The sequence below is a fragment of the Ruegeria sp. BC1 genome, assembly GCF_056539305.1.
The window spans coordinates 25344-52054 of sequence record NZ_JBQFUT010000003.1 but is presented as its reverse complement, the minus strand read 5'-3'; the positions used below and the strand labels follow the sequence as shown (position 1 = coordinate 52054).

The following is a 26711-nucleotide window of genomic DNA, read 5'->3' as shown; positions in this document are numbered from 1 at the left end:
TGACGAGGCCGTTCTGAAGGTCTTGGCCGGCAGGCTCAACTGCGCATCCGGGCGTTTTCCGGATCGTATAGCGGGCGCAGGCTGGCCTGTGCCGGAACAGGCTGCCCAGCCACCATCACATGATAGCCGCGCGCGGCGAGGTCTTTTATTTGCACCCGCTCAGGCCGGGTGACATAGCCCAATCCAATGGCGCTGCTCACGGTCCAGCCATAGCTGGCCGAGGTCAGCCGCCCCACGATCTGACCGTCACACAGAACGGGTTCTTTGCCAAAAACCAGCGCGTCGGGGTCTTCCAACCGGAAGGACAGAAGACGGCTTGTCGCGCCTATTGATTTACGCGCCTGTACGGCCTCTTTTCCAGTGAACTCTGTGGCAAAATCGCAGGCGAAGGTCAGGCCGCTGTCTACCGGGTTGTCAAAGGGACCGATATCGTGGCCCCAATGGCGGAACCCTTTTTCAATCCGACATGAGTCGACCGCCATACCGCCGCATAGACGTGGTACATTCGGGGCGGCCATGATCGTCTCGAACACCTGTTGGGCAAACTCAGAAGGAACGTGCAGTTCCCAGCCCAGCTCTCCGACGTAGGTGATCCGCTGCGCCCGCGCCGGGGCGTGACCCACATGTAGCGCTTGCCATGAGCTAAAAGGGAAGGCCTCATTCGACAGGTCGGTATCGGTCAATCCGGCCAGGAAATCCCGTGCGCGCGGGCCCATCAGGGCCAATGTGGCCTCGGACGAGGTGACATTGACCACCGAAACCCCGGTGCCCGCCAGTTGTGTTTTCATCCAATATTCGGTCTGCGGCTCTGCCCCGGCAGAGCCCATGACCATGAATCGGGTTGCACTCAGGCGCGCGACGGTCACGTCGGCCTCGATCCCGCCTTGGGGGTTGAACATGTGGGTATAGACCAGAGCACCCGGCGCAACCGCCATATTGGCCCCGCAGAGCCGCTGCATCTGCGCTTGGGCGTGCTGTCCGTCCACGATGAACCGGCCAAAAGTCAGGTCGATGCAGCCCAGATCGGTGCGCAGCGCCTGATGCTCGGCCTGCCAGTCGTCGAACCATGGCTCGCGCCCGAACCCGTCGGTCATCTCGCGACCGTAATAGAGCGGTCGTTCCCAGCCGTTGGCACTGCCGAATTGCGCACCCGCGTCGCGCAGATGGGTGTTGTAGGGGGTCCGACGTAAGCCGCGCGCCTGCGTTTTGCGCAGATAGGGCCAATGCATCGCATAGGCATGCCCAAGGGTTTCAGCAGCTTTGATTGCTGTGTAGCTGCGGGCATTCAGCCCCGGAACGATACGGCGGCTGTCCACATCGGTCAGATCCATGGTCATGTGGCCGGCCATGATCCACTCGGCCAGCGCCTTGCCCGCGCCTGGGCCGTTTTGGATGCCAGTCGAGTTGAACCCGGCGGCGACCCAATAGCTCGTCACATCCGGGACTGGGCCTAGATAGTGCCTGGCGTCCGGGGTGAAACACTCTGGCCCGTTAAAGAACTTGCGAATGCCGGATTCTTCCAGCGCCGGAACCCGCTCCATCGCCGCTTCGAGAATGGGGTAGAGGTGTTCTTCATCACAGGGCAGTTCGTCGAATTCGAACGTCTCGGGCAGGCCATGCTTGGGCAGCCACGGAGTCGCGTTGGGTTCCGAGCAGCCAATCAGCAGCTTGCCCGCGTCTTCCTTGTAATAGGCGTATTCATCCATCACCCGCAGAACGGGCAGATCGCCGGTCACGCCTTCAATTGGATCAGTCACCACGTAGTAGTGGTTGGTGTAGTGCAGAGGGATTTGCACCCCGTGAGTCAGCCCGAATTCTCGGGCCCACATGCCGGTGGCATTGACTACATGCTCGGCGCGGACCAGTCCTTCGGCTGTCTCTACACCAACCGCCCGGCCGCCTTCGATCACGACGCGGTTGATCTTGGTGTCTTCAAAAATCTGCGCGCCATGTGTCCGCGCGCCTTTGGCCAAAGCCATCGTGGTGTCGATCGGGTTGGTGTAGCCGTCACCGGGGAACCAGAAGGCACCCATTGCGCCCTCGACGGACAAGAGTGGCCAGCGATCCTGCGCCTCTGTCAGACTGATTTCTTCTGCGCACAACCCGCTGCCATTGGCAAAATCGACCTTACGGCGCAGCTCTTCCATACGCGCCTCGGTCAGCGCCACGGTCATCGAGCCGTTGCGTTTGAAGCCAGTGTTCTGGCCGGTTTCATCCTCAAGGCTTTCCATCAGGTCGAGGCCGTATTTCGCCAGCGCCGACATAACCGGAACGCCCTGCGTTTCGCTGACCAGCCCGGCGGCGTGCCAGGTTGTGCCTGAGGTCAGTTTCTTGCGCTCGAACAGAGCAACCGACCAGCCTGCTTTAGCGAGGTGGTAAGCGGTGGCGCAGCCGACAATGCCGCCGCCGATGATCGCGACCTGCACGTCGGTCGGGAGAGGTTTGGCCATGGTTCTTATCCCCGCAGCCGGTCGTTTTCAGGATCGTAAAACGGCACAGTGGACACGGTCGCATTGACCGGAACACCCAGCACTTCGATCTGGTATACATCTCCGGGCTGGGCGACCTCGGTCAGGTATCCCAGAGCAATCCGCTTGTCGATGCGGAACCCGGTGCCGCCCGAACTGACATAGCCCACCGGCTTGCCATCGCGACAGATCGGGTCAGAAGACAGGGCATCCGCTCCGTGGCCATCCAGCACAAAGGCGGTGAAGTGAAAATCTTTCGGCTGGTTAGCTTGCGCCAGAAATGCTTCGCGGCCGACAAAGCTGTCCTTTTTCTTGCTGACGAAACGATCCAGACCTGCATCGAATGCGGTGTATTCGATACCGAAATCCGCACCCCATCCATGATAGCCTTTCTCAAGCCGCATCGCATTCAACCCATAAGAGCCAAATTCAACGATGCCCTGATCTGCGCCCTGTTCCATGATGGAGTTATAAATGCGGACCAGATCGGCGCTGCGTAGATGCAGCTCCCAGCCCAGCTCTCCAACATAGGAAACCCTCAGGGCAATCACCGGAGCACCTGCGATGGTGATCTCGCGCACGGACATCCACGGAGCGTTTTCCTTAGACAAATCGTCCTCGGTCAACGGTTGCAGCACCTCGCGGGATTTCGGCCCCATGACCATCAGTGCCGCGTCAAAGTCGGAGCCTCGGGTCAGGGTCACGCCTTCATCCGGCAGGAATTTGGACATCCAGTCGTGGTCGCGCTGATCAGCCAGAGTGGGGCCGCAAAGCAGGTATTTGTTCTCGTCCAGCCGGGCAATCGTGGCCTCGGACCAAATCTTGCCCTTGGGGGTCAGCATATAGGACAGCTTGACCCGACCAACGGCGGGCATTGCGCCGCAGAAGACATGATTGAGGAACTCGGTGGCCTTTGGTCCTTGAACCTCATACCGAGTGAAGCCGCCGTGATCCATCACGCCGACCCGGTCGCGCACGCCTTCGCATTCGGCTTTGACCGCATCGTGCCAAGCTTCGTGATGAAAGCTGAGCTGGCCGTCATCCTTGACGTCAGCGGTCTGGAACCAGAAGGTGCGCTCCCACCCCGCGACCTGTCCGAACACCGCGCCCTTTGCCTTCAGCGTGTCGTGGAGCGGTGTCGTCTGCACCGGACGCCCCGATTTCCACAGGCGATGCGGGTAAGGGATCGCGTATTGGTGCCCATAAAGTTCGCTGGACCGTTTGACGGTGTAGTCAAACGTTGCCCATTCCTCACCAAAGCGACGGGGATCCCAAAAAGACATGTCCCATTCGGTTTCACCTTCGGTGATCCACTCGGTCAGGGTTTTCGCCGCAGCGGCCGAGTGAGTGATGCCCACAGGGAAACAGCACGCATGATAGAAATTCGGCAAACCAAAAGCTGGGCCGCAGAGCGGTGCGCCGTCGGGGCTGTAGGGAATTGGGCCGTTTACAAAACGGCTGACACCAGCTTCGCCCAATAGCGGCACATGTTCCAACGCGGCTTCGAGAATTTCGGCGATGTCATCAACGCTATCGGGATAGAGCTGGTTGGCAAAGCAATCGGGCATCCCGTCCAGCCATGCGGGCCGCCCTTCGTGACCGTAAGAGCCCAACAGCAGCCCATTCCGCTCGCGTCGCAGGTAATACATAATGTCCGGGTCGCGGATGAGGGGGAAGTTCTCGGGGTTAGCCTCAAGCTCGGGCAGGCTTTCCGTGACCAGATACTGATGCTCCAGCGAGATGACGGGCAGTTTCTGGCCGACCATCTCACCGACAACGCGGCCGTAATAGCCACCTGCGTTGATCACGATGTCACAGATCACATTGCCCTTGTCAGTCTGCACTTCCCACTCGCCAGAAGCGCGGCGACTGATGCCGGTGACCGTTGTAAACCGTGCAATCTGCGCGCCCTGATCCCGCGCGCCTTTTGCCAGTGCCTGGGTCAGCTGCGACGGGTCCACATCGCCCTCATACGGGTCGAAAATCCCGCCGATTATGCTGTCACCCGAGCTGAAATAGGGGTGCATGTCGTCCATCTCGGACGGGGTCAGCATGGCCATATCATAGCCCAACCCTTTGGAGATTCCGACAAGGTGGCGGAACAGGTCCATGCGGTCCTGCGTATGGGCGGGCCAGAATGCACCGGTATGGCGGTAGGTGATCGGGTAGTCGACCTCTTCGGCCAGATCCTTGTACAGACGCCAGGCATAATTGCCTGCGCGCATCCCACCCCAACTGTTGGCATAGGTCGGGATATTGCCCGCCGCGTGCCAGGTTGAGCCGCTGGTCAACTCATTCTTTTCGATCAGCAGGGTGTCGGTCACACCGGCTTTGGCCAGATGATAGAGTGTCGAGACGCCGACCGCTCCGCCCCCGATGATCACAACTTTGGCATGGCTTTTCATGGTCTTAATCTTTCAGATGGATAGGCAGGCGGGCGCGCAGAGTGGTCTCGACCTCGGCAGGCAGGTGAGACGGCGCCGGTTGCGTCTCGATCTCGGCGACGCGGGCTATGGCGCGGTCCCAGACCGTTTGAGCACCGCTTTCCAGCCAATCATTGACGCTCTGGCGATCGCCGAGGGATGGGTAGACATATTCCTTGGTCATCAGGTCCAGCGTCTGGGCGGTGCCCAGATAATGACCCTCACCGGTGACAACCTCTTCGATGATATCCAGATCAATCGAGCCTTCGAACATTTCGACCCCGCGTACGGTGCGCAGGATCGCGCCGCACATGTCGTTGTCGATCACCAGCGCCTCTTTGCTCGCGGCCATGATCGAGCCCAGCATACCCACGGACAGGTTGATCATGTCAGCTCCGCCCTGCGCGGCCAAAGCGATGGTATAGCCCTTTTCGTATCCTGACTGCGCATCCACCGTTTTGGCATCGGTCATGCCAGCCGAGACGGTCGAAGGCAGGCCGAGGTTCAACAACAGTTGCGCGGCAGCAGCATTGGCCACTGCAGCCTCGCCCGATCCGCCGGTCATCGCCCCAGTGCGCAGGTCGGAAATGAAGGGCAGGAAGGCGAGGATACAGGGGAAGCCCGGCTGCATCATGTTGACCAGCACCAAACCGGCCAGTGATTCCGCCAGACCCTGCGCCAGAGCACCGGCCAGTGAGGCCGGGCTAGTCGCCCCTGCTTGCGCTGCCGAGCAGATTTGCAGGGGCATCCCCAACCGTACGCATTCCTGCATCACGCCGCAGGCTTCCTCGGCCAGAGTCAAAGGCGGCACAACATGGCAGACAGAGGCGAAACAGAAGGGCTGCTTGCGGAACGCACCTTCCCCGCCTAGGGCCACATCGAACATTTCGATCACCGGTGTCACATTGGCCGGTTCAAAGAAACTGGTGCCTATGGGTTTCGAGGTTGCCTTCATTGCTGTGAAGGCGGTGTTGATATCCAGTGTCAGCGGGTCTTCCAAGTCGCGCGCCACCACCGGACGTAGGGAATAATGGATGCAGTCACTGGCATCCACAATCCGCATCAGGCCATAGAGGTCCTGCAAGATGCTGTCCCGGAACGTGTTAGTCGCAGCATCCAGAATCTGAACGGCGGCTCCACCGGTTCCGATATGCACCCGGCCGCCGCCAACCTCGATCCCGCGGTCACGGACAAATCCCGGAAGCTCAACCCGTTTGCAGGCATTGGCAATCATGTCTTCTACCAAAGCTCGCGGGAAGGTTATGCGCCCATCATCCCGTGCGGTTGCCCCGTTTTCCATTGCCAGCGTGCGAATATCGTCAGGCGCTCCGGACACACCGATACGCTCGAGAATGTTGAATGCAGTATCGGTGATGTGGGCCAGTTTGCTGCCGTCCAGTGGCATGAAACGACCGCCTACGGGCGGCAAAGTCATCTGTGGCGTGGCGGATTTTGCCGCCCGTTTTGTTCGTGTTCGCCGCATAAACGCGTCCTCAGTGAAGTGTTTTCTCACGCATCTTAGGAAGGGCCAGTGATTAGCTCAATTCCATTATTTGCAGTTTTTCGTGAACGATTTTCACACTAAACCGTCAGGCCCGTTTTGCGGCGCGGTCGGCCAGTACCCGATCTAGCCAGCCGGGATCCATTTCCGGAACCGAAGACAGCAAAAGATCGGTGTAGGGATAGTACGGGGCGAGAATATCTGTGTCTTCGGACCTTGCTCGAAAATTTTGCCGTGCTGCATCACCACCACTTCATCGGCAATGGCCCGCACGGTCGAGATATCATGGGTGATAAACATATAGGCTAGGTTATGTTCCTGCTGCAGCTTGTCCGCCAGCCGCAGGATACCTTCGGCCACCAGTTGATCCAGCGCCGAGGTCACCTCATCGCAGATCACCAGTTTCGGCCCGGCTGCCAACGCGCGCGCGATCCCGATCCTCTGTTTTTGCCCACCCGACAATTCCGAGGGCAAACGGTTGATGTATTGATCCGGCTCCAGCTCGATATCATCCAGTAAGGCGCGGATTTCCTCGGTCAGCTTGCGCCCTTTAAGGCCGCTTTCTTTGTGCAGCATCCAGTCGACGATGAAATTCACCGCCACGGTCAGCAATCCTATGGCCGCAGCCGGAATCAGCGGTGTCAGATCCCCAAAGGTGATCAGCGAGGCGTTTTCTCGCACCATCGACCCCCAGTCCGTCGACGGAGGTTGAATGCCAAGACCCAGAAAGGATAGGGCCGAGATCGTCAGGAAAACAAAGCAAAGCCGTAGCCCAAACTCCGCAACCAGAGGACGCGCGGCATTGGGCAGGGCGTTTTCGTTCAATCAAGGAAACGCATTACGCGCGACGTGCACACTTCAATGGGTAGGGGTTTGATCAGGCCTTCTCGCAATCCGCTTTCTGCGCTTTTACGCTTCGGGTAGTTCCTCTTATTGAATTGATCCGCTACGATTGTATTTGAGGCAACAAGCAGGTTTTTGTGATGCGTAGTGCAATTTTTACCCCATTGGCGGTATTCCTTCTAAATGCGTTGATTAACGCTGAACCTGCCACGGCGGCTTCACTTGGAAAATACGAAGTTTTTGGCGTTGATGATGGGGAAATGCTGAAATTGCGAGCTGGACCTGGAATAGGGTTCAACGTGATCGTTGGCCTTCCAAATGGAACCGCGTTACGAGTGCACAGCTGCGAGCAGACCGGCGGCACTCGTTGGTGCCGGGTTTCCTTGAAACGGGCGCGTGGGTTAAAGGGATATGTCTCATGGGCATATTTGCGAAAAATTTAATCCAAAAGGGGTTGGTACCGCATTTTAACGGCGATCATGATTGGTGCTAGAAAACGCCAATAAGGCTTTGCAGGCCGCATCAATCGGAAAGTTCGTCAAGTTCACGGGCCTGAAAAGGAGTTTAATCGGGGTGTTGTGCTCACGTTGAGTGTACGTCAAGCAAGCCGGCCTCAGCCCCGCAAAAATCGGGCCTTTTGAGCGATCTGCTAAGGATAAGTAAGCTGGCAAGGTGGGTTTGTCTTTGTACCCCAAGTTCGATGACTCTGCCGATGATTTGCCCGGCCTGTAGGCGGGTTTTTGCGTCCGGGCCGCGTACGGGTTGGAGAGTGGCTCGGCAGAACTTACATGTCTGGAAACTAAAGATCGCTATACGCGATTGTACGTAAGGAAACTGACATGAAGAAGACAACGTTAGCTTGCCTGCTTGGTGGTACATTGCTCTTGGCGGCATGTGGTGCCCCGACGACGCCAACGCAGGCTCAAGCACAAAGTGACGCTCGGTGTGCTGCTGGTATCCTGGGGGGCGCAGCCATTGGTGGCGTTTTGGGCAACCAGATTGGTGCAGGCTCGGGCAAGACCCTTGCAACGGCAGCCGGTGCTGGACTTGGAATGTACGCAGGTCAATCAGCGTGTAACTGACGAAAAGAGACAATTAGCATTAGCGTGCGATTTTTCGAGTTCCGGCATCAAGCTCAATGGCAACATCACCGTTGAGCTTGGATGCTGCGCGTATATACGATAGCTGGCAAGCCCATGGGGACATGGTGAACCCATGTTTGTAACTTCCGATCTGATTTTGAGGCCAGACACGGCATTCAGGTCACATATGCTTCATTCGAGTAGCCGTAAACTCTGGAGACCAAAACCTCTTTACGGACTCCGGTTTGAAGTGTTCTGCCGGGTTTCCGGCCAAATGGTGCAATGGATGCCTGCTGCGGTCGGTCCTAAGCTCGACAAATCGAAGCTGACAATCCTGGCCGATATCGACCCGACGATTGTGGAAGCCCCGAGCGTGTTTGATCCTGGTATCGAAACACGGTTCCGTACACCCGGGGTTACGGCAGGTATTGCGTACCTTTAAGCCGAAACGTTAGCCCGTTTGCTGGATGCGCCCCTGTCTCAGGCACTTCATCAATTACCCGTCTTACAGAAGCTACAAAACCGGATTGGTTTTCAAGGGGAACACCCTGTCATATACCAATGTGAAGACATAGGTATAGAAAACGACGAAAGACGTGATGACTAAGTCGGTCATCAGAGCTTGCAATAGCCCGATGCCGAGCCACCAAGCGAAAATAGGAAGTGATGTTACGACCAACGACGCCTCAAAGCCAATCGCGTGCAATATTCGTCCTAGGTGCGAGCGTTCACTGGCCACGCGACCGGCACGGGCATCAATCCTGTCGAAGACCCAGTTATACAGGACGTTTATCAGCATCGCCTTGCCTGCAAGAACCGCTCCAAGGGCCCCGATATCAGTAACCGGTTTGTCGAAAAACGCCGCTCCAAGGGGCACCAATATCGCCATCAGCAACAGTTCAAAGCTGATTGTATAGCGAAGACGATCTTTCCCCGATCTCAAGTTGACTTTGTCCGACATTTCCAACTCCATTGTTGGTTATGCTTCTATTGAATAATCCAGACATTTATAGTTAATTAGTATCTGAAAAACAGATAGGTTGGTTATGCCATCACCCGAGAGTTTGCAGGCCTTTGTGTTTGCCGCAGAACTTGGTTCTTTCTCTGCGGCTGCGCGGAAAATGAAGAAAGCCCAGTCGGCGGTATCAACTGCAATCGCCAACCTTGAAATCGATACGGATCTTCAGCTTTTTGACCGAAGCAGCAGGTCCCCGACGCTTACACAGGCCGGCCAATCGCTGTTGCCCTATGCCAGAGGCATCCTACTTGGAAATCAGGAATTTCATTCCAAGGCGACGTCGATGTCGGAAGGGTTAGAAGACAACTTTTGCATTGCGGTTGAACAGGGGATCAATCTGACACCGTTTTTGGAAGTGTTAAGCGGTTTTTCTGATAAATTTCCCAACGTCTCGCTCGAGGTCCTGACCACCGGTCCCAACGATACAGCGACTTTGCTGAAAGAGGGGCGCGCAATGCTGGGCCTTATGACCGAACAGGAAAGTTATCCGACCGGCTTTCAGTTTCGAGGTGTTGGACACTCAGCATTGGTTCCGGTTTGCTGTACATCCCATCCTCTGGCCGAATTGGATCGTGTTGCTCACAGGGATCTCAGGCAACATCGGCAATTGGTTCTCAGAAGCCGGTCGCGCGATGTTCATGGGCAGGTTGGCGAAATCAAGAGTGCTTCGATTTGGTACGCGGAAAGCCCGCATATGATTGTTGAACTGGTCCTGCGTGGATTGGGGTGGGCTGAGTTACCGTTGCCGGTTGTCAAAGATCTGGTGAGATCGAACAAGATGGCTCAAATGGAATACACCTTCCAACAAAGCGACGCACTGGAAGGCATTGATCTTGTTTGGACAGAACAACACGTTCTGGGCAAGGCGGGCCAGTGGATTCAGGGGCAGCTTTTTAACATCCCGCAAGATGTTTGGCGGGGCTGAGCACAAAATATCCATATTAGGTTGATACCTACTGGTCAGAACATTTTAGGCGTTTCGCGGCTAGGTACCCGCCCCGCAAGACTGAACTACATCTTCAACGAAAAGCTCGACGGCCCGCCTGAGCAGGCTTGTGGATCGGGTTGCAAGGTAGAATTCGGAAGTCCAGTTCAATCTGTTCGGTGCCAGCTCGCGGAGTTTCCTGTTTTGCACTCTGCTTTCCACGAAGTGAACGGGTAGTGGTCCCAGGAAATGTCCGGTTTCGATCAGGGTGGCCATTGCTTCCATATTTGCCACGATAGCTTGCGGGTCGCTGGATTGAAGCTCGGGCGATACCAGCATGCTATATGATCGCTGGCATATTTGATGCTCTGGGATGACGTTCAGATCTATCTGGTCGTTGGGCAATTCGAACAAAGGATGGTTTGGGCCGCAATAGAGCCTGTGTTCTTCCTGGCATAGTTTGGTGTAGGTCAGTTCGGCAACTTGATTGCGGAATGGCGCAATCGCGACGTGCAACTCACCAGTAATCAACTGCTGTGTTAGTTCTGTGGGTGAGGCAACAACGATTTCCAGGCGAACGTCGTTTGGCCGATCCAGAAACCGTTTGAGCGACTTACCAAAGTTCAGTTCGGCAAGGGTATTGACGGCATCCACGACACCGATCCGTAGATCGCCGGTTGTTACGTTCCGAAGTTCCAGAAGCTCGGCGTCGAAATCACGCGCGCTACGCAAGATATCTTTAGCTTTGGCATAAGCGATTTCACCCCGTTCAGTAAGGCGGAATCCCCCGCGGCCACGTTCGCACACTCGGTATCCAAGCGCCGTTTCCAGATCGCGAATTCGAACGCTGATGGCGGATTGTGTGATGCCCAGTGTAAACTGGGCATCGGTAAAACCGCCACAATCGACCACGGCAACAAATGTTTCGAGAAGTGTATTTCTAAGCAGTCTCAACTGCATGCCCCTTTGATGGTCATAACATAAAAATACTTCATGCAAAGATAATCAAGATAGTATTTTTTCATGAAACAAACCATGTTGTGCTTGTCCTCAGCAATCCTTGGTTAGCAAAGCGAAATGGGAGGACATTCGCGTGACATTCTCTTTAAACAAAACAAAGATGACCATGGCGGCGGCGCTGTTCAGCCTGGCGCCGATCAGCGCGTTGGCAGAAGACTGGAAATTCGCCATCGAGGAAATTCCGGGCTCCATCATGGATGCCTACGCGCAGGAGTTCAAATCACGCATCGAAGCGGCAACCGATGGTGAAGTGACCGTAACCGTCTATCCGATGGGAACCCTTGGCACCCCCACCGAAACCGTCGAGCAAGCAGCCGACGGCATCATCCAGTTCACCAACGTGTCGATTGGCAACCTGGGCACGATCGTACCTGAAAGTCAGGTCTTCCTGCTGCCATATCTGTTGCCGTCCGATCCGGCCGTGACGTCGGATATGCTCAGCAGCTCGGAAACCATTTACGGTCCTTTGAACGAGGATTTCCGCCAGCGTGGTCTGGAAGTTCTGACCATGTATTCGGAAGGCCCGCAGGTCTGGACCACCAACCGCGAAATCCGCACACCTGAGGATTTCGAAAACTTCAAGATGCGCGTAATGGTGTCTCCAATCCTGCTGGAAACCTATAAAAACATGGGTGCCAGCCCGACTCCGCTGCCATTTGGTGAGGTTTTTGGCGCGCTGCAACTCGGGGCCGTCGATGGTCAGGTCAACCCAATCCCGACCATTGAAGAAATGAAGTTCTACGAAGTCACCAGCCACCTGATCTGGGCCGGTGAGCAAGAGCTGGTCACCACTGTCGTGGCAGGGTCCGACTGGTTTGAAACCCTCAGCCCCGATCGTCAGCAACTTGTGCGGGACACTATGGCCGACATGACCGGTTTCATTGACGGTGTAGTATCAGATTTCAACAAGAAGCGGCTTGATATCATCAAGGAAGCCAAACCCGATATTGGCCTGGTCGTTCTGACCGAAGACGAGCGTGACGCTTTCCGCGCCCAAAGCACGGATACATCGGCTGCATATGTCGAAATCGTCGGCCCTCGCGGTCAGGAATTGCTGGACGCACTTCAGGCCGAACTGGGCAATTGATCCCAGACCACTCACAGAAAAAATCCTCACGCGTTCGGCGCGTGAGGGATGTCAAAAGGGAGGGACACCATGCAAAGCGGCACCGCCACTCCTTTCGGCTTTCTGGGAAAGATTGATGCCGTCATCGGGCGGGTTGAGGTCTGGATCCTGAGCTGGGGGATTATACTGATGGCCGTCAACACAATCGCCAATGTTTTCGGGCGGTACGTGTTCAACCAGTCCATCTATTTTTCCGAAGAACTCAACGAGTTCCTGATTGTCATCGTGACTTTCATGGGGCTCGGGTATGCCACACGCAAGGGCATCCATATCCGCATGTCCGCGATCTATGACGCCCTTCCGATCAAGATGCGCAAAGGGCTGATGATCATCATCGCGGCTACAACATCACTGGTGATGGCCGTGCTCGCTTGGTACGCGTTTGAATATGTGCAAAAAGTTGCCTCACGGGGCCGCATCACCCCGGCGCTGCAATTGCCGCTTTATCTGACCTACGTCTGGGTGGTGATCGGCCTGGCCCTGACATCCTTCCAATATCTTCTCACGGCCCTTCGAAACCTGAATTTCGCTGAAGAAGAGGTCTACGTCTCGTATCTGGAAGTCGATAGTTACGAGGACCCCGAGACCGCGGCAGCGATCCGCCGACATGAGGAATCAGAAAAACCCGAGGAGGTGAGCCAATGACGGAACTGATGCTGGCAGTGATGATCCTGCTGCTATTGGCGGGGTTCCCGATGAAAATGCCGCTGATCTCGGCGGCGGTACTGGGTTTTTTGATCTATTTCCCCGATATGAACATGCAGATCCTGATCCAACAGATGATCGGAGGGGTCAAACCTGCGGCGCTGATAGCGGTTCCCATGTTCATTCTGGCGGCTGACATTATCACCCGTGGCCATTCAGCCAACCGTCTGATTGACGTAGTCATGAGCTTTATGGGGCATATCAAGGGTGGGTTGGCAATCTCGGTCACCTCTGCCTGCGCCCTGTTCGGCGCGGTTTGCGGGTCGACGCAGGCAACTGTTGTGGCCATCGGTGGTGCCATGCGTCCACGGATGCTGAAATCCGGTTACTCCGACAGCTTTTCCATTGGGCTGATCGTGAATGCCGCTGACCTTGCCTATCTGATCCCTCCGTCCATTGGCATGATCATTTATGGCGTGGTTTCTGGCACTTCGATTTCGCAACTGTTCATTGCCGGCATCGTGCCCGGGTTGCTGATCGTGGTGCTGTTTTCGGCCTATTGCATGGTCTACGCCTATCGCCACGATATTCCAGTGCTTCCACGTGAAGACTGGGGAAAGCGTTTCACCGCCATGCGCCGCGCGCTGTGGCCGATGGGCTTCCCCGCGATCATTGTAGGCGGCATCTACGGCGGAATTTTCTCACCCACCGAGGCGGCTGCCATCTGCGTGCTCTATGCGGTGGTGCTGGAACTGGTGATTTTCCGTTCGGTCAAGTTGTCTGATCTCTGGGATATAGCCTTGTCGACGGGTGCGATAACGTCTGTTGTTTTCATCCTGATCGCCGCTGGCGCCGCGTTCAGCTGGACGCTGAGCTTTGCTCAGGTGCCGCAACAGATCATTGCGTCCCTTGGTCTGTCCGAGGCCGGGCCACTGATGACGCTTCTGGCCGTCAACATCGCGTTCTTCGTTGGCTGCATGTTTGTGGATTCGATCGTGGTCATCTTGATCCTCGTGCCGATTTTCGCCCCCATGATAAAGGCAGCCGGGCTTGATCCGGTACTGGTTGGCGTGCTGATCACACTGCAGGTCGCCATCGGAGCGGCTACACCCCCGTTCGGCTGCAATCTGTTCACAGCAATCGCGGTATTCCGTCGACCTTTTGTCGAAGTTGTCCGCGGTGTGCCGCCGTTCCTGATCATCCTGCTGATTGTGACGGGGCTGCTGGTCGCCTTTCCTCAAATCGCTCTGTTCCTGCCGGAACTGGCCTATCGTTAACAAAAAATGAAACGGAGAAATCATGTCTGGACATGGTTATGAAGCTGGTCGCCTGAACCTGCCTTTTGTCGGCATCTCGACCTTTGGCAAGAAACCTTACGTAGAAAACTGGGATGAAATCGACGCCGACGTTGCAATCCTTGGTGCCCCGTTCGATTTTGGATGTCAGTTCCGTTCTGGTGCGCGGTTTGGCCCGCGCTCGGTCCGTGAGGCGTCAACCTTGTTCAGCTTTGGCCATGCGGGCGCTTATGATCACGAAGATGACGCCACCTATCTGGGCAGCGACGTGCGCATCGTCGATCTGGGTGACGCGGATATCATCCACACCAAGACTAAGGAAAGTCACGCCAATATTGAGTATGGTGTAAAGAAAATCCTAAATGCGGGTGCCATTCCGGTCACCATCGGCGGTGATCACTCGGTCAACATTCCATGCATCCGCGCGTATGAAGAGGATTGCGCAAAAAATGGTCCGATCCATGTGATCCAGATTGATGCGCACCTCGACTTTGTCGATGAACGCCACGGCGTGACCGAAGGTCATGGCAATCCAATGCGCCGCGCTATCGAAAAGGACTATGTTTCCGGGATGACCCAACTGGGCATCCGCAATGTGTCCTCGACAGCAAAAGAAGGCTATGAAGACGCGCGCGCGCGTGGGTCCGATATCTTATCTGTCCGGCAGGTTCGCAAACTAGGTACTCAAGGTGTTCTGGATCGTATCCCGGCTGGTACCCGGTACTACGTGACAATCGATATCGACGCTTTTTGCCCCTCAATCGCTCCGGGTACCGGCACGCCCAGCCATGGCGGGTTCCAATACTATGATGTTCTGGAGATTCTTCAGGGGTTAAGCAAACGTGGGGACGTCGTTGGCATAGATCTGGTCGAGGTTGCCCCCGCCTACGATCCAGCCGAAAGCACACAAATTCTTGCAGCACAGCTTCTGCTGAATTTCATCGGGTTTATTTTCCACAACAAATCTTAGTTTCCCTCCCTGGCATTCTTCATCCCGGATGCCCAGCTGTCCCGACGCGCGGCCATACAAAATCGCGCGTCGGGGCGATCCACCACGACGACGATGCCGACACCGTCACCTCGAATACTCAGTCCGGATCAGAGCGGGCTATAATCTTAGTCGTCAGCCGGTGCATAGCTTCCATCTTTTCGGTGTACTTCCCGCCCGCTTAGCGGCGGATTGAAGACGCACACAAGCCGTAAATCAGAGTCCGTCGCCCGCACCAAATGCCGATCATTCTGATCCAAGGCATAAAGGGTATATGGCTCAAGGGAATGCCAGGTTTCTTCGCTGGACGTCCTGATCTGCCCGTTTCCCTCGATGCAATAACACGCCTCCAAATGGTGGGTGTACTCAAGCTCGAGCACTGCACCCTTTTTGATGATCGTATCGGTAAGTGAAAACCCCATGCCGTCAGAGGCAAGCAATAGCCGTCTGCTGTTCCAACCCGGGCCGGAGACGTCCCGATCTGTGCCAACGATTTCGTTCAATGAAGTTACAATCATTTTGAAGCCCATCTACATTGTCAAAAGTCGACCAAACCCGGTAACGGGGGCACCGTAGCCGCAGTATCGCAAAGACTGCCAGAACATGCATTGGTTGCTGCAAAATACCGGCTTGTTCAGCGAGTTTTCCAGTCGCTCTATTGTTTCTACCGATCGAATGCCCGTGCAGGAAATGAATACCGCGTCGGCATCTGGGTGCGAGATCGCGAAAGCTGCATCATGGATGCGCTCTGGCGCCATACGCGCCATATCCTGATCATCAAGCAGATCGAAATGCGCAAAGTTCAGCACGTCTACCCCGTGTTCTTCTATGTGGTTCGCCATGGATTGGGTGACATCAGCAGTGTATGGGGTCAGCAGGGTAATCCGCTTTACATTACACTTTCTGAAAGCAGCCATCGCGGCCGAAATCGGCGTCACCACTTTGACATTCGGTCGCCCCTCGCGGATTTGCGCCGTCACTTTATCAGTACCAATGGCGACTGAAGCAGAGGTGCAGCTATAGGCAATAACATCTAGATCCCCGGTTGACAGAATCAGTGAAGCGGCCTCGACGAGCTTTGGCGCCATCAGTCGCAGATTTTCAACTGTTACCGGGATCGTAAGCGGAACTCGAGTTGTGTAATAGGCGACCGAACCGCCTCGTGGTGTCATCAGACTAAAATCCCGTTCCGTTACCATATCGCTAGACAAGGCAATAAGGCCGATTTTGTAAGGTGCCGGCAGCGCGTCAAGATGCGCGGTAACGCTTTGTTGGGTCGGCGGTAAATCCCGCATCTGGGGCTCCATCAGTGACTATTGTAACAGTTGTTCAGATGCGCTTCGATTTATCTGACTGCACGGTTCATCCCGCCGTCGGACAGTATACTCTGACCGTTGATATACCGAGCCCCCTCGCTGGCGAGAAACACGCAGGCCTGACCAATTTCCTCAAACGTTGCGGGACGCTGGGCAGGGATCTCTCGACGGGCCTGTTCGGACAGGTTTACGTTTTCGCAGAACCCCGGCAGCAGGTTGTTCATGCGAATATTGTGCCGTGCATACCGATCGCCATAGAGCTTTGAAAAACTGTGCAGTGCGCCGCGCAGCATGCTCATGGGGTAGGGCGCACGTGGTTCGGTTGTGTTCATCGAGGAAATGTTCACGAAAGCACCCCCACCTTGTTCGATCAGTATCGGCGTGACGATCCGGGCGATCTTGACGACGTTCAGCACATACATATCCAGACTTTCGTGCCACAACTCGTCGCTGAGTTCCAAGAGCGGCCCGTCAAAGTCAGGATCGAAACCGACGGTCTTGATGGCTTCGGGCACCGTTCCGCCGTGGCCCATATTGCTGACGATTGCATCGATACGCCCGTACTTGCTCATGGTGTCGTCGATCATCGCTTGCAGATCGTTGACATCCAGCACAGAACCGCGGCGACCAATGCCGCCAAGCTGCTCCGCCAGTTCGACCGAGCGATTGGAAGGGGACATCAGCGAGACCTTGTAGCCTGCCTTTGCCATTTCGATGGCACATCCCCGGCCTATGCCTTGTCCTGTACCGGTCATTATCGCGACTTTGGCTTCAGGCATGGTTTCTTCCCTCCTCGAGTGAAAAGTGTGTGAGATTTGCTGGGTTGATGTCAGTGTAACTCCCTTAGATAGAAGGAACCTATCGAGTTTTTGATGCGTAGATGTTAGATTTTCTCACATGATGGAGAACCTCAGACACCTTCGGGCCCTGCAGGCCTTTGACGAAACCGCAACCCATTCCAGCCTGTCCAAAGCGGCGGATGTGCTGAATGTCACCCACGGAGCGATCAGTCGGCAAATCAAGTTGCTGGAACTGCATCTTGGCGTGACGCTTTTTCATCGCCGCCCCAATGGCGTTGAACTGACCAAGGCCGGAGAGCGTCTGTATCAATCAACGCGCGGGGCGTTTTCCGCATTGCAGCTGGGGGTCATGGAGGTGAAGCGGCTGCATCACCGCCAGTCGATTACGGTGTCCTTGTCGACATCGCTGGCACTCAAATGGCTTGTGCCGCTGCTCAGTTCTTTTCAGCAACAGCATCCGGGTATCGCGCTATTGCTGGACACAAATGATGCCTTTGCGGATTTCGATACGTCTGCGGTTGATGTGGCCCTGCGGTTTGGGGAACCCGGTTGGGGCGGGCTGTACCATGAGCAATTAAGACAAGAGGAATTGATTGTCGTCGCAGCACCTTCCCTTGTTGGGAAAACGCGGCTGCCGATGCGCGCCGAGGACATTGCTGATCTCCCGCTATTGCACGATGCCTTCAATGTCGGATGGGAAAGCTGGGCCTCGCAAGTTGGGCTGCGTGCTGATCGAATCCATTCGCAAAGCATTAAATACGTGGATAGTGCCGTTTTGCTGGAGGCCGCGATAGACGGGCAAGGTGTCGCGTTGGCAAGGCATCTTTTGGCAGAGAGGGACCTGGACCTTGGACGGCTGATACGTCTGGATGACAGCAGTTTACCTTTGGACCGCGGGCTATACTTTGTCTGCCGCCAGGGCGATCAAGAGCGCGTTGCTGTGAGAATCTTCAAGAAGTGGCTCATGTCGATTTGAGCCTTTCGTTCAAGGCCTAAGGGCGACGGAAATCCACTCGGCTGCTTTGGGTTTTGAATTTGTGCTAACGTTGCGCGCATGCTTGCAGGCACGGTTGAAAGTACCGATGAATAACGAGGTCTGGAAATGCTAGCCGATCAATACGGATTGACACTGACAACCAGCGTACCCGAAGCGCAGCATGCCTATGTTGAGGGGGTTAATCACATTCTTGCGGCAACGTTTGGTGCTCGTGACGCCTTTTGCGCCGCCGTTGCGGCAGATCCGGGCTTTGCGCTGGCGCATGTTGGAGTTGCCCGAGCGCGAATGTATGACGGTGATATTCCTGGCGCTCAAGAGGCAATAATATCTGCCCATGCCTGCGCGCCTGGGTTGACTGATCGCGAAGCGAGCCATCTCGCGATTTTCGATCTTTTGGTTCACGGGCGCGTCTCCGAAGCACGCAGCGCGGTTCAGGACCATACAGCAATCTATCCGCGAGACGTCTTGGTCGCGCAGATTTGCACCAACATTTTTGGTCTGATTGGAACGTCGGGCGAACCCGGTCGGGAAAGCTTGCAACTTGCATACACGACCAAACTATATGACGCCTTAGGCGAGGATTGGTGGATCCTGAGCGTGCATGGTCAGGCGCTGTGCGAAGTCGGACAGCTTGATGAGGCAATGTCCATGATGGATCGCTCACTTGCCCTGAATAATGCCAATGCGAATGCGTCACACTTCAAGGCGCATACGCTGTACGAACAGGGGGCGGGGGAGGCTGGCCGTGCCTACCTTTCCGATTGGATCGGCGAATATGACAGGCGTTCAGTGCTTCATGGTCACCTGAGCTGGCATCTCGCGTTGTGGGCTTTGGAGCAGGGAGACGAGGCGGAGCTATGGACGATATACAAGGGTGCGATTGCTCCCGCCGCGTCTCATTCGCTGCCTCTCAATGTGCTGACCGATGCTGCTGCACTTTTGCATCGGGCTGAGATAGCGGGCTTCAGAGTGGCGCCTGAACTTTGGAGCGACCTGAGTGACTACGCATCAAGGTTTTTTCCAAATCCGGGTATGAGTTTTGCAGACATTCACAGCGCCCTTGCTCACGCCATGGCTGGAGACGGAGAGGGCCTTGCGGTCCTGACTGAAACACAATTGGGCTATGCCGCAGACCTTGTGCGCCCAGTGGCACAGGCATGGGGTGCAATCGCGCGGCAAGATTGGGCGGCTGCGCTGCAACTTCTTACTCCGGCTATGGCAGATCATGCTCGTCTCGGCGGCAGCCGGGCGCAGCGTGACCTGTTGGAGTTGACTTACATAAACCTGCTACTGAAATTGGGATCCGCCCCTGAGGCGCAACGAATGATCGAAACACGCCGCCCGATCTTCGGCCGGAAGGCCCCCGTTTCCGGCTTTGTCTGAGTGGGCAGAGTTTCCGATTAATCAGCTGACTGCGCACTACGCGACGAGCTAAGTTGCCAGTGACCATCAAGGCCGCAAAGTAATGGTCCACTGGCTAGTTATGTTTGTCTGGGCATTGAATGTTTGGATTACACCACATTGGCCGAGGCGGGGAAAACGCCCTGGCATGACCAGAGGGGCATTCATGGAACTTATTTTCGCGACTTTCCTGTTTTCTGGACTGATTTCAAAGCGTCTCCGGTAAAAATGCGCAGGCCCAGATCAGCGCGGAAACCGTGAATCTCCGAGACGTCCAATTCCTGCATGAATTTGAGGATCTCAGGGCTTATCACCTGACCCGGAACCAGAATGGGAAAACCCGGTGGATAGGGGATCACGAAAGTGGCCGAAACCATCTCTTCCCCCGCTTCCAGCCGTTCCAACATCTCACTGTCGGGTTCAACGTAGTCGCAATTTTCTTCGTCATAGGACAGGAAAAACGCCGTGCGGATATCACCGGCTTCGGTACCTGTTTCACAGCGGAAAGCGTCGTGGAACCGGCTGAAATCGGGCAGCGGGGGGACGTGCTCGCTCAGGTTTCTGACTCGTTTGTCAAAGGCGAGCTTTTCCATCTTCGAGGCATCTTCCATCAGATCGTCCAGTTCCTTGGCGATCTCGACCAGTACCTCGATCAAGTAAGCGACCGAGCTGCGCGTGGTACCAATATTGGTCATGAACAGCACGGTATTGCGAGAGGTCTTGTTGATCTGGATACCGTATTTGTCCATCAGGATCTTGGTCTTGAACGTATCACCGTCCCAGCCGGTCGCGCCCACATGCAGGGTGATGCGGGTGGCGTCCAGAACGAACTCGTCCTTGGCCCAGCAATCCCAGACATCGGCCCAGCCCTGATCGGGATCGAAATAGCTGGTCATGCCGCTTTCTCGATATTGTTCGGGGATCATGTCGCCTGCGGTAACAAGCTTGAAATACTTCCTGAGCAGTGGATGAGTCGTCACGGCCCGGCGGATTGCCATCGCACTTTCGACTTGCCGCTGGACAAACTCATATCCTTCGATCTCGACCTGCCGGCGCCCCACATCCAGTGAGGCGATGATCTGATAGTTTGGCGAGGTCGAGGTGTGGGTCATATATGCCTCGTGAAACGCCTCTTCGACCGCGCCTTTGAACTGCTGATCGTTAACGTGGATCATCGAACCCTGCCGCAGCGCGGTTAGCGTTTTATGCGTTGATTGCGTTGCATAAACCCGAACGCGCGCATCCGGCGGCGCAATCAGGCGGGTTTCGAGCCACGCGTCATCGTCCTTGCCCTCCAATTCCTTCTGCTGCGCCGCATAAGCCTCGGCATGTTCGGACGTGCGAAACTGTTCGCGCAGGATATTGGCGGATCTCATCGCAGTGCGCACGCGCGTGTTTGGCGCAAAACGGGCATAGCCGAACCAAGCCTCATCCCACAAAAACACAAGGTCTTTCTTGATCGCCAGGCATTCCTGCATAACCCGCTGAACGTTATAGACGATGCCGTCGAAAGTGCAGTTGGTCAGCAGCACCATACGCACCCGGTCCAGCTTGCCCTCGGCACGCAAGGCCAGCAGCTTGTGCTTGATCTCACGGATCGGAACCGCGCCATACATGGAGTAATCGTGCAGCGGATAGCTGTCCATGTAGACAACACTCGCCCCTGCCAGCACCATGCCGTAATGGTGCGATTTGTGGCAGTCACGGTCGACCAGCACGATGTCACCTGGCCGGACCAACGCCTGAACTACGATTTTGTTGCAGGTCGACGTGCCGTTTGTGGCGAAAAACGTCTGTTTAGAACCGAATGCGCGGGCGGCAGCCTCCTGCGCCTCTTTGATCGGCCCTTTTGGTTCCAGCAGAGAATCCAGCCCGCCAGACGTGGCCGAGGTTTCGGCCATGAAAATATTCGAGCCGTAGAATGCCCCCATGTCCTGAATCCAGTGGCTGCGGCTGATTGATTTGCCGCGGCTGATAGGCATGGCATGGAACACGCCCGTAGGTTGTTTGGAGTACTCCTTGAGCGCTGTGAAGAACGGTGTCTTATAGCGACGCTGAACACCGCGCAGGATGTTCAAGTGCAGTTCCAGAAAGTCTTCCTGATTGTAGAACACCCGGCGGCACAGGCCCAGATCTAGCCCTGCGATATCTTCGGCCGAGCGGTCCGTGATCAGGTAGGCATCCAGCTCGGGACGCAGCATACCTATCCGGCGACAGGTCTCAGGTCCGTATTCCGAGGGCGTCAGCTCTCCGAGATCCGCGCCTTCGCCATAAAGGCTGATATATCGGCCTAATACATTGGTTTCGTTTTTGGATTTCAGGCTTAGGCCCGGGCGGACAATGACCGCCTGTACATTCTGATTGAACAGAACTCCGATCAGGGCGTCTTCGACGCTGGGCACCACGACGGTTTCATAAATAAACGGGTCTTCGCTGCGGCGCATGCGTTGCAGGCTGGATTGCAGGAACCGTTCCTGATGCTCGTTGACATTATCGACGATCATGACCTCAAAATAGGGCCGCCCCAGCGCACGGGCCTCATGGCTCTGGGTTGATTCATCCTCGAACTCATCAATTTCGCTTTCATCGGCAATCAGCGCGATCGAGCGACGGCGAAAAGCTCCCGAGGTAAGTGCCCGCGACACCCGGCGAACGGCGGTTGAGAAATCGGCGAAATTGCCGTGATCCAGCAAGCGTCGAAGATAGTCGAAAGCGGACCCACCGGGGAATGCAAAGTAGATCTCGATCGGTGCCAGCGCCCGAAGCAGTTGCCGCGCGCGGTCCCGATCCTTGTCGCTTCCGCGTTGATCGAGAGATTCTGCCGTTTCCCGCAGCGCGCTCCACCTGTCAGCCCTCAGTTGCGAGGCGCTGTAATAGTCCGAGATGGAGTCGAGCTTTTCGTTGTCGGAAGTGCCGTGCATAAATCCCGTGTCCTTTCTGCCGAAGCTGAACAGTTATGTGCTATCTGTCCGTGCCTGTGCGCCTTTTCTAAAAACAAAAATGTATTGCTTGTTCGCGGTGTTTTCGGAGTATCCCAGCGCCATTCTGGAGTTGGATGTCGCGATGCCTGTGGCATCACCTTTCTGCGGAATGCGCGGCGGACCCACTGTGTGTAGATCGGCACCTGCACCAGAAATGGCGTTCTGTTCATAAGGCTTGAACGGAAACAGCTTAGAGTAATTCGAAATGATCTCTCCAGTCGGTTTGATCACCAAAGACGTTTTTAAGACCCGTTCGTCTTTGCGCGTGTCGAACATCGAGCCAGAAGTAAGCCGGTTCCCATAGCGCTGCGCGGCTTCATGAAAGCAGGACAGGTCTTCATTTGAAACGGGCTGCGCAAAACGGTCGATCGGCCCATAGGGTGTCATTTCGTTTTTCTTCTCTTTTTCTAGCCGACTGCGACTGCCGTTGTGATCCAGCTTTCTTCATCGGAACATAAAACTGTGTGTTCGTGCAAGCCTGCTGTCCACAGGTCACCGGCTATGGCAATCATTTGGCCTCTTTCCCGGAGGCGCACGCAGCCCACTGATGGAATCGAGTAGCGACGAAGAAGGGCTAATTTTTATGATCATGACTGTTGGCAGCGGATCGTCTGCCGTTAAGGGCACTCCCGGATTGCCCTTGATCCCCGCTGGGTATCGCCCGATGCGTTCAAGCAAGATATCCATGAACACCCGCACCTTTGCGGACAGGACACTGGCTTGGGGGTAGATGCGCCAGAGGGCGGCATAACGAACTCTGCCGTCGCCCGCCATATTGGCCGCAGTTCTGGTAATGCGCGGTTGGAAGGAACGTAATTGGGGTAACCAGCTTTTGCAGACGCACAACACGCCGTTTCCCCTTCTTAGGACAGAACTTTCGTCGTCTTGATGTAATCCCTCTAGTCGTTCAAAGCATCAAGCAGTGTTTCGACATCCGTGAGTGTCGAATAAAAGACCTGTTCGGTTGGTCTGGATGCCTGATATTGCTGCAGTGGCATTGTCCTTAGTGGCACGGCTGAGAAGTTGCCCTGGTTCTCTTGTGCCAAGCCGATTGCGGCGTAGGCCTTGAGTGCGACTTCGGTCGCGGGGGATAGTTTGCTAGACAGATCGTCCAAGGTACCGTCCAGTTCTGCCGCTATTGCAGCGTTCAGACTGGCATCCGCAAAATACATCAGGTGTTTTTGCGCCCCCATAGAGAGGGTGGCAATCTTCGTGCTTCGGGAATAACCCGAAAAAACGCTCTGGTAGTCATTTTTACCGATCAGCAACTGTGACAGCACCAAACCACCAACGATAACGACGCCACTTTGTGATGCTTCCGCTGACGCCTTGCCAGAGAAAAAGCCGCCGAACCCTCCTTCGCCGCCAGCCGCTTGATCACCACGCCAGCGGAACAGAAAAACGTTCTCTTTCTGGGCCTTGTCTTCGATTGCCTTGGCGGCGTTCGTGATTGCTTGGGCTGAGTTTGCGCGGGCCACCTGAGTTTGCGCGTTAAGCGCAGGGTCTCCCGCCGCCGCAACTTCGGCCTGAAGCAGGTTCACCAATTCAACTTGCAGCGCATTAAGACCGTCTCGGATGCTTTTTAGATCTGCCAGCGTGGCAGAGGTTTTGTATTCCCTGTATGCAACCTCGGTCCGGCCACTATCGCTATAGCAGATTATAGCACTAGATGGGCGGTAGCTGTCTGCCAGGCAGGCGCTTCCTGGGCCTGAAACTGGCAAAAGGCCGTTTACTGCAAGAAATCGAGTTTGAAGAGGGTACTTGAAATTGATGGGTTTGCTCAGAACACCGTGATTGCTGGTGCTTGTTGTCAATTGGTCGAGTGAATTGACACCTGTTTGCGTACTTCCGCAGCTTGCGGCGAACAAACCAAAGCACAATAGCCCGCACCGTCGCGAAAACCGAAACAAATTCATTTCTTACTCCTAATACACTGCTCGAAAATTAAAATTCAATTCAGCTTAAGATTGCAGAAATCTGAGCAATAATGGGAGAAAGGTCAAGGGAAATTGAAGGGCGCTCCTGTCTGGTTTAAGCGCTGAGAAAAGCACCTTTGCACTGACCCTGTGCTGCCGGGGGCGGGGCTCTGCCGAAAAAAATGTTTGGGTGGAAGCGTGCTGAGCTCGCGTAGATTATCCAGTCAATCGCGCAAGCCACAGAAACCGGGAAATATGACGAAGACGTTCTAAGTTTCGGGATCAGATGCAAATCGATGGCGGCGCATGGGCGAAACCGGTCCCTCGCGTTTTGGTCGTTTCTGGTGCCACGGATCATTGGGATTACGCCGAAGCCGGGTGTCTTTATCTGACAGTGCTCCGAAGAAGATTGCATCAAGCGCGCCGGGTAAAGGTGATATGCGACGGGTCATGGCGTTGTCCTTTCTCGTTACCTGCCACGACTCTGCGTTGATACGTTCAATTCAGCCACCGACGTAATCCGCAATCACCCGTAAGCCATCCGTAAGTCGCTTGGGAAAAGCTCCAATTTCGGGCATATTGGTCATCAACCGCTCCGCCATTTCGGAGGCAATATGACCATTCCTCATTCCCTTTTTGCCCAAAAGCTCCGCAGCTATCGTGCGTCCAACGGGGTGCATGGCCGGATGACGCAAGAGGAACTGGCGGGTGTGCTTGACCTCAGTGTAGACGCCATCAGCAAGTACGAGCGTTCTCTGTCCTTTATGCGCGGTGATCTGGAACACCGGTTGATGGAAAAACTTGGCTGGACCCTGGATGAAATTGTCGCGTGTCGCGAGGATTGGGACGCCCGATTGAAGAGGTTGCCGAATGGCTATCGGGTTCTTCGTGAATATGAAGTGGCGTCCGAACTGGGGTCGGTTGAGGCGGTCGACATTGCAGTTCAGGCGTTGGAACGTTCAGGCGCACATGAGTTTCCCGTCGGGTTCTCTGCCGGAGATCCCATTTGGGTGGACATCCTAAAGGATGGGTCAATGTCCGGTGTATATGTGACAAAGGATGGGGTTCTCGTAGCTCATATCGGATTGGTCTTCCTCAATGAGTCACTTGAGGCGCAGTTTCGCGCGCGTCGTCTGATCGAATCTGAGTTCAGCTTGGAAGAGCTTCGGCGCCCAGTCCTTCCGGGTGAATACTTCGGCTATTGCGCCGGTGTCTATATCGCGTCAGGTCATCAGAAAGCGGCGCTTCCTTTGTTAACCGGCTTTGTCAGCATCTTAGAGAACCTTGCAGAGCGTGAGGTGTACCTGAGGAATTTGGCTGCGATTGCTGCCAGCCCGATAGGCCATCAGCTTTGTCGGGACCTAAGCTTCCAGTTCCTCGGCCCGCATGCACAGCATGCAGATCTGGAGTTTTGGTGCCTGAGCGGGAAAACCATGTCCGCCTCGCTATTTGCGCGACGTAGTCCGAAGGTACAGAAGGTGTATTCAGCCCATTTCGGAATTGACTGATCCCTGGGCTGCGGGTTTGGGATTGTGAACGAGGGTTCGGGCAGATCGGTTAGGGACGGTCTGATGTTCGAAAATCCGGTTTCCAGCCGTCTTCGTATTTCCCCAATACTCTGGACAGACTCAGCAAACACGCAAAAAACCTGGCATAAACGTCACGTGACAATTGGGGTTTGTTGTCGTCCAGTTGCTGCACAAGATCGACTACACCTGTGGCAAAGGACTCGTAAACGCGTTTGTCCGCAGGTGTTGGGTCCAGGGTCCAGATGTCATGGTCGTCGTAGTAACTGGCTGGTCGGGGTTCGTCATCAATCATGAAATACGCCTCCTTAGGTTGGAACACACGTGGGAGCGGCAAAAATGCAGACAAGGTCAGTGGCGCGAAGTCACAAGACTTTGGCGGGCGAAAGAAAGGTCTGTGAATTGGTTACAGAAACTGCGGGCAGGTGGAAAAACTTGGC

Annotated in this window: 22 protein-coding genes and 1 pseudogene; 10 read left to right on the top strand and 13 right to left on the bottom strand. The window is 55.5% G+C overall.

Annotation, left to right across the window (positions count from 1 at the left end; genetic code table 11):
* Nucleotides 1–35 precede the first annotated feature (35 nt).
* The 4 genes and pseudogenes from ACR0IY_RS08455 to ACR0IY_RS08440 all read right to left on the bottom strand — a co-directional run.
* Entirely contained in the window at nt 36–2450 is a 2415-nt protein-coding gene (locus ACR0IY_RS08455) for an FAD-dependent oxidoreductase (RefSeq protein WP_480672187.1), read from the bottom strand.
* Nucleotides 2451–2455: 5 nt separating this feature from the next.
* Nucleotides 2456–4873, bottom strand: a complete 2418-nt coding sequence (locus ACR0IY_RS08450; protein ID WP_480672185.1) for a GcvT family protein — start codon at nt 4871–4873, stop codon at nt 2456–2458.
* A 4-nt stretch (nt 4874–4877) separates the two neighbouring features.
* Nucleotides 4878–6374: a trimethylamine methyltransferase family protein gene (locus tag ACR0IY_RS08445; protein ID WP_480672183.1), complete on the bottom strand. Its 1497-nt coding sequence runs from the start codon at nt 6372–6374 to the stop codon at nt 4878–4880.
* 106 nt (nt 6375–6480) lie between these two features.
* Nucleotides 6481–7205 (bottom strand): annotated as a pseudogene (locus ACR0IY_RS08440) (ATP-binding cassette domain-containing protein); the annotation flags it as partial.
* A 170-nt stretch (nt 7206–7375) separates the two neighbouring features.
* Here ACR0IY_RS08440 and ACR0IY_RS08435 point away from each other — a divergent pair.
* Together ACR0IY_RS08435 and ACR0IY_RS08430 are read left to right on the top strand one after the other, a co-directional pair.
* On the top strand, nt 7376–7678 hold the full coding sequence (locus ACR0IY_RS08435; RefSeq protein WP_480672181.1) for an SH3 domain-containing protein: 303 nt from the start codon (nt 7376–7378) through the stop codon (nt 7676–7678).
* Between the two features lie 396 nt (nt 7679–8074).
* Nucleotides 8075–8317: a glycine zipper 2TM domain-containing protein gene (locus ACR0IY_RS08430; protein ID WP_480672179.1), complete on the top strand. Its 243-nt coding sequence runs from the start codon at nt 8075–8077 to the stop codon at nt 8315–8317.
* A 514-nt stretch (nt 8318–8831) separates the two neighbouring features.
* On the opposite strand, the gene ACR0IY_RS08425 is transcribed toward ACR0IY_RS08430, so the two are convergent.
* Entirely contained in the window at nt 8832–9278 is a 447-nt protein-coding gene (locus ACR0IY_RS08425; protein WP_480672177.1) for a PACE efflux transporter, read from the bottom strand.
* Between the two features lie 85 nt (nt 9279–9363).
* On the opposite strand from ACR0IY_RS08425, the gene ACR0IY_RS08420 reads away from it, so the two are divergent.
* On the top strand, nt 9364–10260 hold the full coding sequence (locus ACR0IY_RS08420; protein WP_480672175.1) for a LysR family transcriptional regulator: 897 nt from the start codon (nt 9364–9366) through the stop codon (nt 10258–10260).
* 60 nt (nt 10261–10320) lie between these two features.
* On the opposite strand, the gene ACR0IY_RS08415 is transcribed toward ACR0IY_RS08420, so the two are convergent.
* Entirely contained in the window at nt 10321–11214 is an 894-nt protein-coding gene (locus tag ACR0IY_RS08415) for a LysR family transcriptional regulator (protein ID WP_480672173.1), read from the bottom strand.
* Between the two features lie 139 nt (nt 11215–11353).
* On the opposite strand from ACR0IY_RS08415, the gene ACR0IY_RS08410 reads away from it, so the two are divergent.
* The 4 genes from ACR0IY_RS08410 to speB all read left to right on the top strand — a co-directional run bounded on the left by ACR0IY_RS08410 (nt 11354) and on the right by speB (nt 15316).
* Entirely contained in the window at nt 11354–12367 is a 1014-nt protein-coding gene (locus tag ACR0IY_RS08410; RefSeq protein ID WP_480672171.1) for a TRAP transporter substrate-binding protein, read from the top strand.
* A gap of 69 nt (nt 12368–12436) precedes the next feature.
* Nucleotides 12437–13051, top strand: coding sequence for a TRAP transporter small permease (locus ACR0IY_RS08405; protein ID WP_480672169.1), 615 nt, complete (start codon nt 12437–12439; stop codon nt 13049–13051).
* On the top strand, nt 13048–14328 hold the full coding sequence (locus ACR0IY_RS08400; protein ID WP_480672167.1) for a TRAP transporter large permease: 1281 nt from the start codon (nt 13048–13050) through the stop codon (nt 14326–14328). The genes ACR0IY_RS08405 and ACR0IY_RS08400 overlap by 4 nt, the downstream gene beginning before the upstream one ends.
* Before the next feature lie 22 nt (nt 14329–14350).
* A complete protein-coding gene (gene speB, locus ACR0IY_RS08395; RefSeq protein WP_480672165.1) occupies nt 14351–15316 on the top strand; it encodes an agmatinase in 966 nt (321 codons plus the stop codon).
* A gap of 146 nt (nt 15317–15462) precedes the next feature.
* Here the strand turns inward: speB and ACR0IY_RS08390 are convergent, their stop codons facing one another.
* The 3 genes from ACR0IY_RS08390 to ACR0IY_RS08380 are packed head-to-tail and all read right to left on the bottom strand — an operon-like array spanning nt 15463 to nt 17429.
* Complete coding sequence (locus tag ACR0IY_RS08390; protein WP_480672163.1) at nt 15463–15852, bottom strand: ectoine synthase; 390 nt, start codon at nt 15850–15852, stop codon at nt 15463–15465.
* 12 nt (nt 15853–15864) lie between these two features.
* A complete protein-coding gene (locus ACR0IY_RS08385; protein WP_480672161.1) occupies nt 15865–16629 on the bottom strand; it encodes a maleate cis-trans isomerase family protein in 765 nt (254 codons plus the stop codon).
* Between the two features lie 50 nt (nt 16630–16679).
* Nucleotides 16680–17429, bottom strand: coding sequence for an SDR family oxidoreductase (locus ACR0IY_RS08380; RefSeq protein ID WP_480672159.1), 750 nt, complete (start codon nt 17427–17429; stop codon nt 16680–16682).
* Between the two features lie 118 nt (nt 17430–17547).
* On the opposite strand from ACR0IY_RS08380, the gene ACR0IY_RS08375 reads away from it, so the two are divergent.
* Nucleotides 17548–18426 carry a LysR substrate-binding domain-containing protein gene (locus ACR0IY_RS08375; RefSeq protein WP_480672157.1) on the top strand — a complete coding sequence of 293 codons (879 nt, stop codon included), beginning with the start codon at nt 17548–17550 and terminating at the stop codon, nt 18424–18426.
* A 126-nt stretch (nt 18427–18552) separates the two neighbouring features.
* Nucleotides 18553–19830, top strand: a complete 1278-nt coding sequence (locus tag ACR0IY_RS08370) for a tetratricopeptide repeat protein (protein WP_480672155.1) — start codon at nt 18553–18555, stop codon at nt 19828–19830.
* Nucleotides 19831–20021: 191 nt separating this feature from the next.
* Here ACR0IY_RS08370 and ACR0IY_RS08365 read toward each other — a convergent pair whose 3' ends face one another.
* From ACR0IY_RS08365 to ACR0IY_RS08355, 3 genes are all read right to left on the bottom strand, one after another.
* The gene (locus ACR0IY_RS08365; RefSeq protein ID WP_480672153.1) at nt 20022–22769 is read right to left on the bottom strand and encodes an aminotransferase class I/II-fold pyridoxal phosphate-dependent enzyme; all 2748 of its coding nucleotides are present in this window, start codon (nt 22767–22769) and stop codon (nt 20022–20024) included.
* Nucleotides 22770–22802: 33 nt separating this feature from the next.
* Nucleotides 22803–23216: a hypothetical protein gene (locus ACR0IY_RS08360; protein ID WP_480672151.1), complete on the bottom strand. Its 414-nt coding sequence runs from the start codon at nt 23214–23216 to the stop codon at nt 22803–22805.
* A gap of 512 nt (nt 23217–23728) precedes the next feature.
* Nucleotides 23729–24697, bottom strand: coding sequence for a hypothetical protein (locus ACR0IY_RS08355; protein WP_480672149.1), 969 nt, complete (start codon nt 24695–24697; stop codon nt 23729–23731).
* Nucleotides 24698–25359: 662 nt separating this feature from the next.
* Here ACR0IY_RS08355 and ACR0IY_RS08350 point away from each other — a divergent pair.
* The gene (locus ACR0IY_RS08350) at nt 25360–26253 is read left to right on the top strand and encodes a helix-turn-helix domain-containing protein (protein WP_480672147.1); all 894 of its coding nucleotides are present in this window, start codon (nt 25360–25362) and stop codon (nt 26251–26253) included.
* Nucleotides 26254–26302: 49 nt separating this feature from the next.
* Here ACR0IY_RS08350 and ACR0IY_RS08345 read toward each other — a convergent pair whose 3' ends face one another.
* Nucleotides 26303–26566: a hypothetical protein gene (locus tag ACR0IY_RS08345; protein ID WP_480672145.1), complete on the bottom strand. Its 264-nt coding sequence runs from the start codon at nt 26564–26566 to the stop codon at nt 26303–26305.
* Between the last annotated feature and the right edge of the window lie 145 nt (nt 26567–26711).